The sequence below is a fragment of the Gangjinia marincola genome (genome assembly GCF_039523415.1).
GTDB lineage: Bacteria > Bacteroidota > Bacteroidia > Flavobacteriales > Flavobacteriaceae > Gangjinia > Gangjinia marincola.
Genome location: NZ_BAAAFG010000015.1, coordinates 16,222 through 33,701, shown reverse-complemented (window position 1 = coordinate 33,701; position 17,480 = coordinate 16,222). Strand labels below are relative to the sequence as shown.

Below are 17,480 nucleotides of genomic sequence, written 5' to 3'. Positions count from 1 at the left end.
AATCTAGGTCAAACTATTTATTATTCATCAACTCCATTAAATTCACATCATTGCCTAGCAAAACATCTTTAGAGTTGATTCTTCCATTCATACTGTCATTTTCCAGCTTAAGGACCCCACGGGGACATACTGCCGAACAAATTCCGCAGCCAACACAACTTGAGCGTACAATATTTTCGCCTTTTTGTGCATAGGCTCTTACATCAATTCCCATTTCACAGTAGGTGGAACAATTACCACAAGAAATACATTGACCACCATTAGTAGTAATTCTAAATCGTGAAAATAATCGTTGTTGAAAGCCTAGAATTGCTGCCATGGGACAACCAAATCTACACCAAACACGATTCCCTAAAATGGGATAAAAACCCGTGCCAATGACACCAGAAAATAGAGAGCCAATATAGACTCCATAGGCAGATCGCAGTGTGCCAGATTTGATATAAAAAACGTGGTCTGTTGTGTCTGAAGCGTATAAAACCAGTAACGCAAGAATTGTAATGGCATATCCTATGGCGCCATATTTTGCATCTTTTGCCAATTCATGTCGTTTAAAAAGCATGGTTCCCGCAAAAATTAAAGTTAAAAAGAGCCCGACAGCAATTAAAAAATAGTCAGCATCTAACCAATATTTACTGGCATCTTTTGAAAGATAACTGTACACTAATCCAGTGGTCATAATAACCGAAAACACTAATACCGTATGAATCAGCCAGCGTTCAATATTCCAGGCAGCAACCTTCTTGCTAGATAAATGTCTAAATGAGTCCCCGGCAGTTTCAGCTAAGCCTCCGCAACCGCATACCCAGGAGCAATACCAGCGCTTTCCATATTTATAGGTGAGAATAGGTGTTATAATAAAAATAGAGGCTACGCCAAATATTAGTAGCGCCATACCAAGCGTGCCAGAGTTGATAAAATCATTGATACGGTATTGATCAAAATTATAGTAGTTGAGCGGCCAGATATTTTTAAGGTCGTAATATGGTAAATTAAAGCCATCCCCATTGAGGCGCGCCATAAACTCTGGAATCAAAAAAGCAAAACCCAATTGGAAAAACATCACTGATCCTGTACGTAGCAATTGATATTTATTATGCCTGTACTTGAGCATGAATTTATATCCAAAGGCCAGAATAGCAACCGTGTATAGTGTCCCATAGACAAACCATTGACTTGCAGGATTTCCACTTAGTAGGTAACTCAAGGGATCAAAAAGAGAAATTACCCCCGTATTGGCTTGTCCATCTGGGGTAAGTCCAAGGTAATGAGGATAAAAATAAAGTACGATATAAAAGGCCGTGAGTATAATTCCTGTAATCCAACCTAAAATCCCTCTGGATGAGATGGATTTAAACCAGACTCCGTCATTTTGAATACCTTCCTGTTTTGTTAGGTAAGCTTGGTTTGAAAATAGTATTACTCCCCCTACAATAGATAATAAGGATATTGTGAGGTATAAAGACCGATTGGGAAAATCGATATTAACTCCTGCCAGGATCATAATAAAAAGTCCTACGCTTCCCAGCGCCACCGCTATTTTCTGCGTTGTTGTAATCCCGTATCCATCTGGACTGGCTAGGGACATACTGTGATTTAATTTATTACTCATGGCGGTCAATGTTAAGCGTGAACAGGTTGAAAAGAAGATTGTATTTGAGCTTCATAGGTCGCATAAAACTCAGGGTCAAAGTTTGCGGTTTTAAGGTGATGAACGACATAGTCAATATCGCGCTCCTCAGTAAGCCATTGGTCAAACACAATGTGCTTCATGCGTATTCCCAATGTATTAATTCCTAAAAATTGATTGGTTTGTTTATGATAAGCTATGGTGATAGCAATAGACTTTTCAGGATGTTTCCAATGAAAATGAGTCTCATAGTCTGGTCTGGACTTTTCGCCATTCACCCAGCCGTAGGTTTGATATTCAATCGTAAAAAATTTCGCACTGTTAAACCAGTGCCCGGGATTATACTTCATGCGATTGCCACAAATGGTTTGGGCGACGACTTCTCCCATCATTCTTCCGGTGTACCAAACAGCCTCTATAGGTCTGCGATGGCCAATAGCCTCATGTTGTTCTGCGCAATCTCCAATCGCATAGATATGTTCAATATTCGTTTCTAAAAAGCGATTCACCTTGATCCCTCTTCCGAGTTCAATTCCGCTATCTTTCAAAAAATCTATATTAGGTCGTACTCCGGCAGTAAGTCCAACTAAATCGCATTCGATTTCTTCTTCTGTCTCTTCAATAACGATGGATGTTACTCTTCCGTTTTTATCAGATTTAATTTCCTTTAAATTTGTGGAAAGTCGCAAATCAATGTGATGATCCTTTATTTCTTTGTTAATTAAAGCACTATCGCTGTTTGGTAAAACCCCATTCCAAAAACTATCTTCGCGTACAAGAAAAGTAACGGGTATACCACGTGTGTGAAGCATTTCTGCCAGTTCTATTCCAATTAAGCCTCCACCCACGATAACAGCTCTTTTACACTGATCTTTATTAGGGGCATTCCTTTCTAAAAGATCTAAATCTTGCTTTGAATACAACCCTTGCACACCTTTTAAATCCTGACCCGGCCACCCAAATTTATTTGGTACGGAGCCAACCGCCAGGATTAATTTGTCATATCCTAAACGATCACCATTGTCAAACAATAGTTCCTTCTTTTCATGCTCAATATGCTGAACGTACGCTCTTTTTAATTCAAGCTTGTTTTTCTTCCAAAACCAATCCTCGTAAGGTTTGGTATTCTCGTAAGTCATGTGACCCATATAGATATACATGAGGGCTGTACGTGAGAAAAAGTGATCTGTCTCTGCTGAAACAATGGTAATTTTTTTATCAGAAAGTTTTCTAATGTGACGGGCAGCGGTTACTCCCGAAATACCATTGCCTATAATGACAATATGCTCCATAATAATTAGGTGTTCTAGTATAGTCGTAGTTAAAGATAAAAACTTAATTGGGGTAAGCTTTATTTTTGAGAAAGTATTTATTCTTTAAGATTTTATACATTTAAACCATGCGAAGTATTCTACTCATATTGGGAATTTTAAGTCAACTTATCACAGGCTGTTCTGCTCAACCCGAAAAAATCAACGGGGTAAGTTTTGTGGCCAGCGGTGATTCTATTTCAGCAAAACACGTAGCACCGGTAAAAAAAATTAATGCCAATTACGCTGCGGTGATGCCTTTTGGGTTTTTAAAAGGTGTTAGTAGTCCTAATGTGATCTACGATGCAGATCGCCAGTGGTTTGGGGAACGTCCCGAAGGAGTGAAACAGTATATCCAAGAATTGCGCAAAGTAGGAATCAAGATTATGATAAAACCTCAACTTTGGATTAGGCGCGGGGAGTTCACCGGTACTTTAAAAATGACTTCTGAAAAAGAGTGGTTGATCCTTGAACAAACCTATCGTGATTTTATACTTCTTTTTGCCCGTCTTGCGGAAGAGGAAGAGGTAGAGATATTGTGTATAGGAACCGAGTTGGAGCAGTTCGTGGCAAACAGACCTGAGTACTGGACTACTCTGGTCGCACAAATCCGAAGTATATATAAAGGCAAATTAACCTATGCGGCGAACTGGGATGAGTATACCCGTACACCATTTTGGAATCAACTGGATTACATTGGGGTCGATGCGTATTTTCCAGTTTGTAATGAACAAACACCATCTTTAAATTGCTTGGCCAAGGGCTGGCAGTCTCATTTAGACAAATTAAAACAGGTAGCCGAAGCTTCTGGTAAACCAATTTTATTTACTGAATATGGGTATCGCAGCATCGATTACACAGGTGAAAAACCCTGGACTGTCGATCGATCTATTACAAACGTTAATTTAACCGCGCAAACAAACGCATTACACGTACTATACGATCAGGTATGGTCAAAAGAATGGTTTGCAGGAGGATTTATCTGGAAATGGTTTATCGATCATGAACAAGTGGGGGGAACTGATAATAATAGATTCACACCACAAAACAAACCTGCTGAAGAGCTCTTGAGAAAAACATATAGCAGTTATTGAGAGATATGTTTGAGATAGTAGTTTTTCAAACTTGTAGGTGAGTACCCTAACCAGTATTTCGCATGAATTACAGCAAAATGAAACTGTAATCGATACATCCCATGTTTTAGATACCTTCTGGATGAGGTAGTAACCGTGAAGGGCAAAACACGAAATTTGCCATTATCATAGAGCCGATTAACAAACTCACAATCCTCATAAATTGTATAATCTTCATTGAAACCATTCAAGGCATTGAAGATATTTTTTTTAACAAAAAGGGACTGATCACCACCCCTGCAAATTTTCCAGTTGAACCGGGTAAACCATTCACTTATTTTCAAAAGAGGGTGGTTTTGATCAAATTTTAATCTAAAACATCCTGCATCTAGGCCATTTGCTACTGCTGTTTTGATCTTTTTATCAAACTTTTTAAAGGTAAATGTATCTGCATGCAAAAAGTAAAGTAATTCGCCTGTTGCTTTTCTTGCTCCATAATTCAATTGTTTCGCTCTTCCCTTTTCGGCATGTTCTAGTTTAATGCTAAACGGTGCAACTTTAGAATTTTTTATAAAACGCTTTATTTGAACAGGTGTCTCATCAGTGCTCTGTCCATCTACAAGTATAATTTCAGTTAATTCAGGTTCTTTTAGATGGTGTTTAATACGTTCCAACTGTTCGTAGATAGCTTCAGCTTCATTATACGTTGGTATTATAATCGAAATCGTCATTGTAGAATATGGTGTAAGCTTTTCCTGAGATTTCTAAAATTCTTTGCAAAATTATTCATAAAACATGCGCTTAGAATCTAGTTTTACGAGAATAAACAACAAGATAGTAAAACCCCATAATGCAGAGCCACCATAACTAAAAAAGGGAAGCGGTATTCCTACCGTTGGAAAAATTCCTAATACCATTCCAATATTTATTGAAAAGTGAATGAATAAAATACTCAAAACACCGTAGCCGTAAACACGATTAAACTGAGATTTTTGACGTTCAGAGATCATGTAGATGCGCAGTAAAAGCAACGTAAAAAGTACAATGACTAAGGAACTCCCTAGAAAACCCCATTCCTCTCCTACTGTACTAAATATATAATCTGTATGCTGTTCTGGAACAAATTTACCCTTTGTTTGAGTTCCCTGCGTCCAACCTTTGCCAGTCCATCCTCCACTACCAATTGCAATTTCGCTTTGAGCAGTATTATATCCAATCCCTTGATTATCCACCTGTTTTCCTAAAACAATATTAAATCTATCCCTGTGTCGCTGCGCAAATACATTTTCAAAAATATAATCACCAGAAAATGAAAAGCTTATAACCAAAAAAAGTAGCATTAGAATTTTAGGCAATACATTTTTTTGCTTTATACTAAGAACGGTATACACAATTACCAAACCGAGGATGATTGCTGACAGGTAATATTGTTCATTTTCTAAGAAAAAAATAAAAAACGCAATGGCGAGTATTGTTGCAACGATAAGCCACAGACTTCGTTGTTCTTTTTTGAGATAAAAATATACCACTGCGATTAATACGGCGAGTATTGAGGTATACAAGGGACTAATAATTAGGGTGATCACAAAAACTGCAACAGCAACAAGCCCAGTATTAATATAGTATTTTGATAGCCCTTCGCGATAGAGTGGGATCAACAAGGATAAAAATACAATCGCACTACCCGGATCCGGTTGCGGAGCTATAAAAACAACAGGCAGACCAATTATTAGAAGCGCTCTTAATTGATGTTTAAACTCAAAGATATTAACTTGTAAATCACTTACATATTTTGCTAAAGCCAGCGCAGTAGCAGCTTTAGCAAACTCACTTGGTTGTAGATTAGCAACTCCTAAATCATACCAAGAGGTCGCGCCAGAGATCTCTTTGCCAAATACATAAAGCCCTAATAAAGATAGGAGCGATAAAATATAGATGATGCTTGCAAAGCGTTCGTAAAACTTAGCCTGGATAGATAAAATAAGAACAATGAGTACTATGCTCATCAATATTCTAATACTTTGCTTGCCATATACTTGATTGATATCGAAGATAGAGGTAAACTCATCTGTTAAAGAAGCAGAGTAAATATTACCCCAGCCAAAGCCTACCAACAAAATAAATAAAAGTACAGTAATCCAATCAATCTTGGCATTTGATCCGGCCATTATTGATTTATTTTAAAGGGTTCCCCGCTGTAGGGTTTAGCGTACTCTTCTTCAAGGCTGTGCGTTAGAACCCATTGTTCTAGATCTGTTCTGGTGATCGTTCCTCTAAGATATTTTTCAATAATTAAACTCGCGATTCTACCCGCATATCGTGCTCCCCAATATCCATGCTCAACAATAATGGAAACAGCAATTTTGGGATTATCTTTTGGAGCAAAAGCTACAAAAACAGAATGGTCTGTAAGCTGCTGTCGCTTGCCGTCGATAATAGTGAAATTTTCAGAGGTTCCCGTTTTTCCACAAATCTCAATTCCCGGCACTTGCAAGAACTCTGCAGTACCATAATTATAAACGTCATGCATTCCTTGAATAATAGGTTCAAAATGCTCTGGACTGATTGTAGTAAAATTCTTTTTAGTGAACCCAGGATTAGTTATGGGTTTACCATCGACTGTTTTTAACAGATGTGGTGTGTAAAACCATCCTTTGTTAGCGATTGCAGCTGTCATATTAGCCATTTGGATTGGAGTAAGAATCACTTCTCCCTGTCCTATGGCGTTTGACAACGTGGCTGTAGCGAACCAATTGTGATTAGGATAAGCTCTGTCGTAGTATCCTGAACCTGGAATTAACCCTCTACGTCCAATGGGTAAATCATATCCTAAAAATTGACCTAATCCAAAACTATTCAGGTGTTTTTTCCAAACGTCAATGCCTTTTTGCGGCGTTGTATATTTTTCAATTACTCTTCGGTACGTTTGTGCAAAGTAGGCATTACACGAATGTGCAACTCCCGGGACGAGGGATAAGGGTTGAGGATGTTGGTGACATCCCATAACTGCGTTAGCTCCGCGTCCATAACGATATCCATAGCGACAACTAAAACGCTCCTTTGTATTGATTACATTTTCTTCTAGAGCTATAAGACCGGTTAAGGTCTTAAACGGACTCCCGGGAACATATTCACCCGTTAGCGAACGATCAAATAAAGGTCTGCTAAGGGTATCGTAATGCATACGGGTATAATTAGGAGATTTTTTCCTTCCCACTAATAAGGCTGGATCGTACGTTGGGGCAGAAACTAAACTTAATATCTCTCCAGATGCAGGCTCAATAGCTACAATTCCTCCTCTCTTATTGACCATAAGCTTTTCTGCATAAGCCTGTAATGCTAAGTCAATGGTAATGGTTAGGTCTTTACCCTTTTGAGGAAGCGTATCAAAGACTCCATCTTTATAAGGACCAATGTCACGATTAAAACGATCTTTTTGAATTCTTCTAACTCCTTTTTTTCCTCTTAAAACCTCTTCATACTGTTGCTCCAATCCTTGTTTACCTATAAGCTCCCCAGGTAAATAATAGTTGTCTTTTTTTATTTCGGCATTGTTGACTTCAGCAATGTATCCAAGGATATTTGCTGCATTTGCTGTTTTATAGTCCCTCAAAGCTCTTTTTTGAATAAAGAAACCCTCATATTTACGCATTTTTTCTTGTAAGAAGGCATATTCAGCTTTGGTAAGTTGAGGAACAACGGGAGAGGGCAGACGCGGAGAATAGTTTTTAGCCTTCGACAATTCTTTTTCTAAATCTTCCTTAGTGATGCTTAAAAGACTACAAAACTCCAGCGTGTCAAAAGGTTTTAAGTCATTAGGAATAACCATCACATCATAAGAGGGTTGATTAGATACGATTAGTTCACCATTTCGGTCAAAAATATATCCGCGTTGTGGATAGTCATACACGACTTTGACCGCATTATCTTCAGAAAGCATAACAAAACTGTCATCTACCACTTGTAGATAAAACAACCTAAAAATAAAGACTAATCCTGTGGCTACAATCAAGAAAAAGGGTAGTAATCTTCGCATTAATTTTTTCGACTAAAAAGGGTCAATACTATAAATATTACGATCAAACTAAATATACTAGAAAATAACGTTTTTTTCAAGATCATTAGTATGTATTGAAGATTGAAAATTTCAAGTGAAAACAAAACTAAATGGTGAATAAAAACAATAAGGATGACATATAATAAACGTTCTTTTAAACCCATTCTGGAAAACTTGATGTTTTGGTGTTCATAACTTACTCCAAAAGAATACGATAGGATTGTTGGCCTCAAATAAGCTACCGTGAGCGAAGCTGAAGCATGTACGCCACCACTATTTAGAAAAAAATCAATTGAAAGCCCTAATAAAAAGCTGATCAATAAGAAATTCACTTGATTTGTGGTAAATGGGAAAAGAATAATAAAAATAATGTACGCGTAAGGGTTTATATAACCAAAGAGGTTGATATTGTTAAGAACAAGCGCTTGTAAAAGGATTAAAAATAAAAACCGAACAATATTGATAACCAATGTATTATTCATCGATAGGTTGTTGATTTAATTTACTCTCTGGTTCTTCCAACGAACGAATCTCTTCTTTTTTGAGATGTTCAATAGCATATACCTGATCCAAATTGGTCATATCATTAAACAACCTTATTTCAATTAAAAAATACGTTTGACTTTGATCCAGTGTATAGTCTTTAATCGTACCTACCGGAATGCCTTTTGGAAAAATGAGGGATTTACCTGCAGTGATAATCGTATCACCTTTTGCTACAGGTGCCAGTCGATTTATATCTGTAAGTTGAATTGTATTAGGGTCTTTACCATTCCAGGACATAGAACCGTAATGACTGGATTTTTTCAACCCTACATTAATTTCTAAGTTACTATTTAAAATAGAAATAACTCTGGAATAGCGCTCACTTGCGTCTTCTACAACTCCAACAATACCCTTACTTGAAATTATCCCCATATCTTTTGAGAAGCCATTTTCATTCCCTTTATCCAAGGTGATGTAATTATCTCTCAGACTGTAATTATTGGCGATTACTTGAGCGCTTCTGTAGCGATATGTGGTATCAACAGGGATAGAATCTGTAACAGTAATACGTTTTATTTTTTCTTTAGAAGCAGAGAGTTGATTGCGTAAGCGTTTGTTTTCGTTGAGTAAAAGTTCGTTTTGGTCTTTTAAATCAAAATAATCTCCCAGATTATTGGACCAACTCAAAAGCCCACCTGTAAGCGAGTTTGTAGAAGAAATAACTTTACTTTGATGGTAAGAATGTGCCTGAATGGTAAAAAAAAGCGCTAGCGACAAAAGCAGTAAATACACTACAGCATTCCTATAGCGAATAAGAAAGTCAATGATCTGCTGCATTTAGAAGTTATTTACTTAATCAATACTCCTTTGTACCGGGTGATATTCTTAAGTGTTATCCCGGTTCCTCGTACAACGGCACGTAAGGGATCTTCGGCAATATACACCGGTAAGTCGGTTTTTTGGGATAGGCGTTTATCTAACCCGCGCAACATGGATCCTCCACCGGCTAAGTAGATTCCGGTATTGTAGATATCTGCTGCCAGCTCTGGCGGAGTTTGAGAGAGCGTTTCCATCACTGCATCTTCAATTCTAAGGATTGATTTATCCAAGGCTTTGGCAATTTCACGATATGATATCTGTACTTGTTTAGGTTTACCCGTTAAAAGATCTCGTCCTTGAACGCTCATTTCTTCTGGTGGTGTTTCAAGATCTTCAGTCGCGGCACCAATCTGTATTTTGATATTTTCAGCAGTACGTTCTCCAACAAATAAGTTATGTTGAGTACGCATGTAATAAATAATATCATTAGTAAAAACATCACCCGCAATTTTGACTGACTTGTCGCAGACAATTCCACCAAGGGCAATCACAGCAATTTCAGTTGTTCCTCCTCCTATATCCACAATCATATTTCCTTTAGGTTGCATGATATCTACCCCAATACCTATTGCAGCTGCCATAGGTTCGTGAATAAGATAAACTTCTTTGCCATTTACCCGTTCTGCACTTTCTTTTACCGCACGCATTTCAACCTCTGTAATTCCCGAAGGAATACAAATCACCATTCTCAATGCTGGGGTGAATAATTTTTTCTTTAAGGCCGGGATTTCCTTAATAAACATGCTGATCATTTTCTCACTCGCATCAAAATCTGCAATAACACCATCTTTAAGGGGTCGTATGGTTTTTATATTTTCGTGCGTTTTACCTTGCATTTGAGAAGCCTTATCACCTACGGCAATGATTTTACCAGTCGTGCGATCTCTAGCTACTATAGATGGATTGTCTACAACCACTTTGTCATTGTGTATGATAAGCGTATTAGCAGTACCCAAATCAATGGCTATTTCTTCAGTTAGAAAGTCAAAAAATCCCATAAATATTACGAATTGTGCAAGGGTTGTGGTAAATGTATAAATTAATGTTTAAAATGCCTAGTTCCTGTCATAACCATTGAGATCTCATTTTCATTGCAATAGTCAATGCTCAGTTGATCCTTAATTGACCCTCCGGGTTGAATTACAGCTTTAATACCTGCATGGTCAGCAATTTCCACGCAATCTGGAAAGGGGAAGAACGCATCACTTGCCATAACCGCACCTTTAAGGTCAAAGTTGAATGAATTGGCTTTGTCAATGCTTTGTCTCAAGGCATCTACTCTTGAGGTTTGCCCGGTCCCGCTGGCGCATAACTGCTGATTTTTGACGAGAACAATCGTATTTGATTTTGTATGCTTACAAATTTTTGATGCAAACAACAGGTCTTCTAACTCGTTCTGTGTAGGTTTATTGTTTGTCACGTAATCCAAATCTTCTTTTGAGTCGGTAACATGATCTCTATCTTGAACTAACATCCCATTTAGGCAAGATCGATTAATCATTTTTGGTAATTCAACCTTATGCTGTACGAGTAGAATTCGGTTTTTCTTTCCTTTTAATAGTTCTATCGCTTCCGCGGAAAATGAGGGAGCAATGACAACTTCACAAAACAGTTTGTGAATTTCAACAGCAGTTTCAGCATCTATTTCTGTGTTTGCAATTAAAATTCCGCCGAAGGCTGACACAGGATCACCGGCAAGAGCATCTTGATACGCCTGAAGAATAGTTTCGCGCTGTGCAATTCCACACGCGTTATTGTGCTTTAATATAGCAAAGGTGGGCTTTTCGTTTGTAAACTCCAGCATTAAATTAACAGCGGCATCCACATCCAACAAATTATTATAGCTTAGTTCTTTACCGTGAAGTTTTGAAAACATCTCTTCAAAATTCCCAAAGAAAAATCCCCTTTGGTGAGGATTCTCTCCATAACGTAAGGATGTTCCATTTGTCTCACTTATTTTTAGGGCAGCCTTTGTCTCCTCCTGATTGAAATAATTAAAAATAGCACTGTCATAATGAGAGGAAACATTAAAGGCTTTTGTTGCAAAGCGTTTTCGGTCAGCTAGAGAAGTTTTCCCATTGCCTAAGGTCAAAACAGACAAAAAGTCTGCGTAATCATCCATGGACGAAACACACAGTACATCCTTAAAATTTTTAGCTGCCGCCCTGATCAACGAAATACCGCCAATGTCAATTTTTTCAATAATATCTTGCTCTGTCGCACCTGACGCTACCGTTTTTTCAAATGGATATAGATCCACGATCACGATGTCAATCTGCGGAATCTCATATTCTGCCATTTCTTGTTGATCGCCTTCATGATCTTGCCGATTTAAAATTCCGCCAAAAACTTTTGGATGCAAGGTTTTTACACGACCACCTAAAATAGAAGGGTATGATGTAACATCTTCTACTGCAACCACAGGAATATCCATTTCTTGAATAAACTTTTCTGTTCCGCCGGTAGAATACAGCGTGATTCCCAAGTCATTCATCTTTTTTACGAGAGGGGCAAGTCCCTCTTTATGAAATACAGAAATTAGCGCAGATTTAGCAGTAATATGATCACTCATGGTCACGAATATTTAGTATGCGCGAATGTAATATTTTAGGGATTAAAACTAAAGGAGTTATATTCATTTCTTTTTACTTTTTTGTAACAAATACATAACATAAACGTCTTATCTTGGATATAGAGAAAACAGACTATTTTTGCATTGTTTTCTTAGTGTAAAATTTCCCTTCATGCTGATCTATCTTCGTATCCTAAAAGAGAGCTTTTCATTTGCAGTAAATGCATTAAAAAATAATAAGTTACGTACATTTTTATCGCTCCTAGGTGTGACCATTGGAATATTTTCCATTATTGGAGTGTTAGCGGCAGTGGATTCATTACAAAAGAACATTTCAGATAATTTAAGTGTGTTGGATAAGAGTACAATTTACTTGTTCAACCGCTCTTTTGGACCAACCGAAATCCCACGATGGAAAGTACAGCAATTTCCAAAAGTTACCTGGGAAGAGTATCAACGCCTGGAGCGATCAGTACCAGATATGCAGGCCATAACTTACACGATGTTTGTAGGGAGTGAGGCTATTCGTCATGAAGGTCAGGTGGTCGATAATGCACGTGTCACCCCGGTGACTGAAGTTTTCCCTCAAATTGAACGCCTTCAATTTGATAGCGGACGCTTTTTCAATGGATCAGAATCCATGGCGGGTGCTCCTGTTGTCATTATTGGATACGAAATTGCCGAGAACTTGTTTGGAAATGGTCAAAGTGCCATTGGCAAAAAAGTACGTATGTATGGCCAGCGTCTTACTGTAATAGGTGTGCTTAAGAAGGAAGGAACCAGCTTTTTTGGAGATTCTGCCGATACTAAAGCCTACATTCCGGTAGTATTTATGCGTAAAATTTTAGGGGATAATAATAACACCGCATTCCCGGCGATGATTCTCAAACCCGAAAAAGGAGTAGATCAGGCTGCCTTTGTTGCTATGCTTAAGCAAAAGATGCGGCAGATAAGAGGACTAAAACCCGATGAGATTGATAACTTTTTTGTCAATCAATTTAGTGGATTCACCGATTTTATTGATGGTATTATAGGAACCATGCAGATTATAGGGGGAATTATAAGTAGTTTTTCACTGCTGGTGGGAGGTTTTGGTATCGCTAATATTATGTTCGTTTCGGTGAAAGAGCGAACTAACCTGATCGGGATTCAAAAGTCTTTAGGAGCTAAGAACCGTTTTATTTTACTTCAGTTTTTATTTGAAGGAGTGATTTTAGCTGTAATTGGTGGAGCCGTAGGATTAATATTAGTCTGGATTACTTCACTAATTGCTTCAGGATTTACTGAGAGTTTTGAATTTATTCTGTCTCCCGCGAATATCATCTTTGGGACATTTGTTTCGGTATTTATTGGATTGATTGCCGGGATTATTCCTGCCATTTCCGCCTCAAGATTAGATCCAGTAGAGGCGATAAGAACGGGCATGTAATTTCTCGAAATCGAAATCGAAATCGAAGTCGAAATCGAAGATGAAGTAGAAGTTTGAGCTATTAGGGTTAATTAGATCAACCTACTAAACAAAAATCATATTTCCTTCACATCTACCCACCTTGATGCTAAACTGAGACTAAATACTGCAGACGTTGAACTACGACCGTAGATTAAAGCACTTTAGCCACCTGGGCATTGACCCATTCTAAGAAATCCTCGTCTTCTTTTGTAAATGCATTAGGCGTATGTGAATCAATATCAATTTGACCTATGTTTTCCCCATCCAAAAACAAAGGAATCACTGCTTCAGATTTAACATGAATACTGCAAGCAATATAATTGTCTTGTGCACTTACGTCATCCACTAAGAAATTCTCATTAGATACGGCTACTTGACCGCAGATACCCTTGCCAAAAGGGATAATGGTATGATCAGTTGGTTCTCCTGCAAAAGCCCTTAGCTTTAATTCATCCTTATCTCCATTTTTGAAATAGAATCCTACCCAATCATAATGTGCTACGTTTTGCTTAAGGATCTCGCAGACCTGGGTTAGCTTGTGATCAACATCAAGGGTGTTTTCATTTAAAAGCTCAGTTAGCTGAGGCTGTAAAGAAGTCAATTTCATAATGTTCATTTATTCGTGCAAAAGTATTTAATCAGGTTTAGTGTGCCTAGTCTAAATGCTGTAAATTTAGATTTCTATTATGAAGCAATTGATTAAAGAGCATTGGTCGGTTATTCGATTTATCCTTACATTTTTAGGGAGTTATATGATCATGTTTGTAGCGTATTCAATGTATTTGCGTTATATCGATCATGGTGTTTATTATCCTGATTATATCACGCATATTGTAGGAGTTCAATCTCAAACATTATTAGAGGGATTGGGGTATACTGTTCAGTTAATACCAGATCAGCAGTTCCCTTATTTACAGTTGCATCTAAATGGGGATTACATCGCTTATATTGTAGAAGGATGTAATTCAATTAGCGTCATCATTCTTTTTATTGCGTTTATCTTATCCTTTACAGCAAAGCTTAAACCTATGTTGTTTTATATTTTAGGAGGATCAGTCCTTATCTATGGTTTTAATTTGATCAGGATTATCATCTTAGCTATAGCGTTGAAAAAGTATCCTCAATATCAGGAGGTACTGCACGAAGTCTTATTCCCGGGTTTTATTTACGCCGTGGTTTTTGCGCTGTGGGTAATCTGGGTAAAACGTTTCACAAAATATAACAGAGATGTCAAAACAGCGTAGAATTATATTGATCTTGATAGGATTTAGTCTACTGGCGGCTGTGCGATATTTTGAAGACGTACTATTTTACGATCCATTCATTGCATTTTTTAAGCGAGACTATTTGCAGTTGGATACACCTGTCTATTCAAAAAAGGAGCTCTTGATCCATATTACATGGCGCTTTTTTTTAAATATGCTTATCTCTTTGGGGATTCTTTACGTTGCATTTTTCAAAAAACAATACATTAAACTTTCTCTGTTGCTCTACGCCTCTGCCTATTTGATTTTAATTGGGTTGTATACCTATTTGATTACATTCCCAGATAAGGAAAACTACCTCAAGTTGTTTTACACGCGCAGGTTTTTGATACAACCAATTTTTTTATTGATTTTGCTTCCTGCGTTTTACTATCAATTTAAAGTCAAAGAAGGATTAGAGATCGGCAGCACCTAGTTTGTAGAAAGAAACATTGTTCTGAGTCGTCAACAAAAGACACTTATTTAAAAAGCGTTGTTCTTTCCATTGAAGCTTTTCACCAGTATAGACAACCAAAATGTCCTGTGAATTGATATTGTTGAGGAGATTCTCACTCGTTTTTTCTGAAAATACAGATAGAATATGGTTCGCTTCCGCGGAAGATGGTCTGGATAGGATGGCGCTCATCAATGGCAAGCCGGTCTCATAAGAGAGTTGCATGGATATTTTTTCTGATGCTAACGAACCCTCAAATTCATTCTTCTTACCATATTTATGATAAAACGGAAGGGGTATGATCGCCTGAAAATTTTCGGCCACAATAGCTTCCGGAAGAATTCTATTGTCCCCATCCAGCACCAGAATATTTTCCTCTTTAGCAATATATTGAGAAAGACTTAAGTGCTGTGCAACACCTTCAGTAAGGATCAACAAGCTTCCTGCAATTGCCAAATTTTTTCCGAAGGAACCAACATACCGCTCAACGCACACCGGCGTCATCACACTTACTACAAAGTAAAACGGCCAAGCGAATCTCCCCAATCCAACCAATTGTGCTAATGGAGCAGGAACTAGAGATGTCATTCCAAATCTAAACGGGATGGCCATCGCAAACAGTAATAATAGGGTTGCAGAGAATAAAGTAGCGAACAGATTTTCATTAATCAATCTTTTAAATAGATTGATCTTGAGATAGATTTTATTATGGATACCTCTAAGGAAAAGAACAAAAAGCAACAGAATTACCCCTAAGCCAAGATAATTTCCTACTTCGTCCCAAGAGGCGCTTTTGAGTGCAACAATTTTTTCATTGATGGAGGGGAATAATTCAAATGCGCTATGTTTTCCCGGTAGAATTAATGAATACTTAGAGGCTTTGTGTGCCGTTGTATAGTTAATAACATCTCTCATGGTATGCTGGTCAAAAACCTTAATACAAACGTAGTACGCCAAAGTTGCTAGAATCGTCAAACCACAAAGAAAAAGAGCAGACCTGATTTGCAGATTGTCTTTTTTAGTAATGAACCTAAAGATGCCAACTCCAATATAAAATCCTGAAATTATTATGCCTAAATATCCGTGAATAAAATACCAAAAGAGCAGATTGATGATTAAAATGACTCCTCGCCAAAAGGAGAAAGTTTGCTCAAACTTGAGCATGAGCCACCAGCTTATGGGGAAAAAACATACCAGAGATAAAGCATAATGGCCAAACTTCCATGACACAGCTTGAGAACATAAAAGAGATATCCCAATAGCCGCTAAAACACTTACAATCCTATTGCTTTTTAAATACTGAAAAATTTTAGTAAGATAGAATGTACTTATCAGTAATGACGAAAACATCAAAACATTAAAAATCCCTACAGAATAATCAGAAAGATCTATGATATGCGTGGAAATAATTTTAAGAAAAACAGCCAACAGCGGAAAACAATCTATTAACAGAATATATTCACCAAAGGGATAGTTCATTCCGCGGTATTCTAACAAATCAATACTATGCTTAATATAAAATGCTGGATGAAAGTAATTCTTTAGCCCATCCCCTTGAATAGAAAACAAGTAATTGTTAGGTTGAAGAACTATTTTTGGGTAAATGCATAAAAGAATAAGAAAACAACCTAATGCGCTAAACAAAGCGTCATAGTGAACATGTCGATGAATCCTCTTTACACTCAATGGATTAAAAAGATGGTTGGTCCCTCAAATGTACTGACTTATGTTGAAAGGTTTTAGTTAAAAATAATGCGCAAAAAGAGCCGAGAAAAATCGGCTCTTGCTATTATGTATGTGGATAGGATTACTGTCTTCGTTTTCTTCCCTTATTCCTGCTATCTCGTTCCAGTTGCATTTCTTGATAGCGCTCAAATTGCTCTGGGGTTAGAATTTCTTTCATGTTATTCTGTAAGGAGATTTTAGCATCAAGACGCGCTTCTTTTCGCTCTGCGGCATCGGCTGCTAATTCTTCAGATGTTTTTCCTTCTCTCTCTTCACGCTGAGCTTTTTGTATTGTCAAGTGTGTTGTAAGAAGTTCCTGTACTTTTGCTTGCTGACTCTCATTTAAATCCAAGGCAAGGGTCAATTTTTTTGAATTGATGGCAGCACGTTCTTCAATGCTCATGGTTGTTTGCTGTTGGCGCTTCATTCTTTGTTGTGATTGAGCCATAGTTGTGATGCTTAAAAAAGCAGCCAAAATAATCATTGTAGGTTTCATCGTATTTTATTTTAAGTTCATTGGTAAGACCCTTAACGAATAAAAAGGTTTAAGATATAAGTTGCATTATATATAAAATAAAAACCCTTATCGGTTAGGATAAG

At 37.5% G+C, this 17,480-nt stretch carries 15 protein-coding genes; 4 read left to right on the top strand and 11 right to left on the bottom strand.

The genetic code is table 11. The features are described 5' to 3' along the window. Nucleotides 1-13 precede the first annotated feature (13 nt). Both ABD000_RS07955 and ABD000_RS07950 read right to left on the bottom strand, forming a co-directional pair. Entirely contained in the window at nt 14-1,612 is a 1,599-nt protein-coding gene (locus ABD000_RS07955; protein ID WP_343765722.1) for a 4Fe-4S binding protein, read from the bottom strand. Nucleotides 1,613-1,623: 11 nt separating this feature from the next. Next, nucleotides 1,624-2,922, bottom strand: a complete 1,299-nt coding sequence (locus tag ABD000_RS07950) for an NAD(P)/FAD-dependent oxidoreductase (protein ID WP_343765720.1) — start codon at nt 2,920-2,922, stop codon at nt 1,624-1,626. A 107-nt stretch (nt 2,923-3,029) separates the two neighbouring features. On the opposite strand from ABD000_RS07950, the gene ABD000_RS07945 reads away from it, so the two are divergent. After that, nucleotides 3,030-4,034 carry a glycoside hydrolase family 113 gene (locus tag ABD000_RS07945; protein ID WP_343765717.1) on the top strand — a complete coding sequence of 335 codons (1,005 nt, stop codon included), beginning with the start codon at nt 3,030-3,032 and terminating at the stop codon, nt 4,032-4,034. Here the strand turns inward: ABD000_RS07945 and ABD000_RS07940 are convergent. From ABD000_RS07940 to purH, 6 genes are all read right to left on the bottom strand, one after another. Next, nucleotides 4,028-4,744: a TIGR04283 family arsenosugar biosynthesis glycosyltransferase gene (locus tag ABD000_RS07940; protein ID WP_343765715.1), complete on the bottom strand. Its 717-nt coding sequence runs from the start codon at nt 4,742-4,744 to the stop codon at nt 4,028-4,030. The two genes, ABD000_RS07945 and ABD000_RS07940, sit on opposite strands and share 7 nt — an antisense overlap. A gap of 51 nt (nt 4,745-4,795) precedes the next feature. Further along, nucleotides 4,796-6,181 (bottom strand): rod shape-determining protein RodA, encoded by a 1,386-nt coding sequence (gene rodA / locus ABD000_RS07935; RefSeq protein WP_343765713.1) that lies wholly within the window; start codon nt 6,179-6,181, stop codon nt 4,796-4,798. Beyond that, nucleotides 6,181-8,049, bottom strand: a complete 1,869-nt coding sequence (gene mrdA, locus ABD000_RS07930; protein ID WP_343765711.1) for a penicillin-binding protein 2 — start codon at nt 8,047-8,049, stop codon at nt 6,181-6,183. The genes rodA and mrdA overlap by 1 nt, the downstream gene beginning before the upstream one ends. Nucleotides 8,050-8,544: 495 nt before the next feature. Next, nucleotides 8,545-9,393 carry a rod shape-determining protein MreC gene (gene mreC, locus ABD000_RS07925; RefSeq protein ID WP_343765709.1) on the bottom strand — a complete coding sequence of 283 codons (849 nt, stop codon included), beginning with the start codon at nt 9,391-9,393 and terminating at the stop codon, nt 8,545-8,547. A gap of 11 nt (nt 9,394-9,404) precedes the next feature. Continuing rightward, entirely contained in the window at nt 9,405-10,433 is a 1,029-nt protein-coding gene (locus tag ABD000_RS07920) for a rod shape-determining protein (protein WP_343765707.1), read from the bottom strand. A gap of 41 nt (nt 10,434-10,474) precedes the next feature. After that, nucleotides 10,475-12,007, bottom strand: a complete 1,533-nt coding sequence (gene purH / locus ABD000_RS07915) for a bifunctional phosphoribosylaminoimidazolecarboxamide formyltransferase/IMP cyclohydrolase (protein WP_343765705.1) — start codon at nt 12,005-12,007, stop codon at nt 10,475-10,477. Between the two features lie 172 nt (nt 12,008-12,179). Between purH and ABD000_RS07910 the strand changes: the two genes are divergently transcribed. Next, nucleotides 12,180-13,436 carry an ABC transporter permease gene (locus ABD000_RS07910; protein ID WP_343765703.1) on the top strand — a complete coding sequence of 419 codons (1,257 nt, stop codon included), beginning with the start codon at nt 12,180-12,182 and terminating at the stop codon, nt 13,434-13,436. A 172-nt stretch (nt 13,437-13,608) separates the two neighbouring features. On the opposite strand, the gene ABD000_RS07905 is transcribed toward ABD000_RS07910, so the two are convergent. Then, a complete protein-coding gene (locus ABD000_RS07905) occupies nt 13,609-14,064 on the bottom strand; it encodes a GAF domain-containing protein (RefSeq protein WP_343765701.1) in 456 nt (151 codons plus the stop codon). 79 nt (nt 14,065-14,143) lie between these two features. Here ABD000_RS07905 and xrtF point away from each other — a divergent pair, with 79 nt between their 5' ends. Next, complete coding sequence (gene xrtF / locus ABD000_RS07900) at nt 14,144-14,701, top strand: exosortase family protein XrtF (RefSeq protein ID WP_343765699.1); 558 nt, start codon at nt 14,144-14,146, stop codon at nt 14,699-14,701. Beyond that, complete coding sequence (locus ABD000_RS07895) at nt 14,685-15,137, top strand: exosortase F system-associated membrane protein (protein WP_343765696.1); 453 nt, start codon at nt 14,685-14,687, stop codon at nt 15,135-15,137. Before xrtF ends, ABD000_RS07895 begins: the two co-directional genes overlap by 17 nt. Here ABD000_RS07895 and ABD000_RS07890 read toward each other — a convergent pair. Beyond that, nucleotides 15,117-16,799 carry a DUF6311 domain-containing protein gene (locus ABD000_RS07890; protein ID WP_486323392.1) on the bottom strand — a complete coding sequence of 561 codons (1,683 nt, stop codon included), beginning with the start codon at nt 16,797-16,799 and terminating at the stop codon, nt 15,117-15,119. The genes ABD000_RS07895 and ABD000_RS07890 overlap by 21 nt on opposite strands. 163 nt (nt 16,800-16,962) lie before the next feature. Then, nucleotides 16,963-17,376, bottom strand: a complete 414-nt coding sequence (locus ABD000_RS07885) for a hypothetical protein (RefSeq protein WP_343765691.1) — start codon at nt 17,374-17,376, stop codon at nt 16,963-16,965. Between the last annotated feature and the right edge of the window lie 104 nt (nt 17,377-17,480).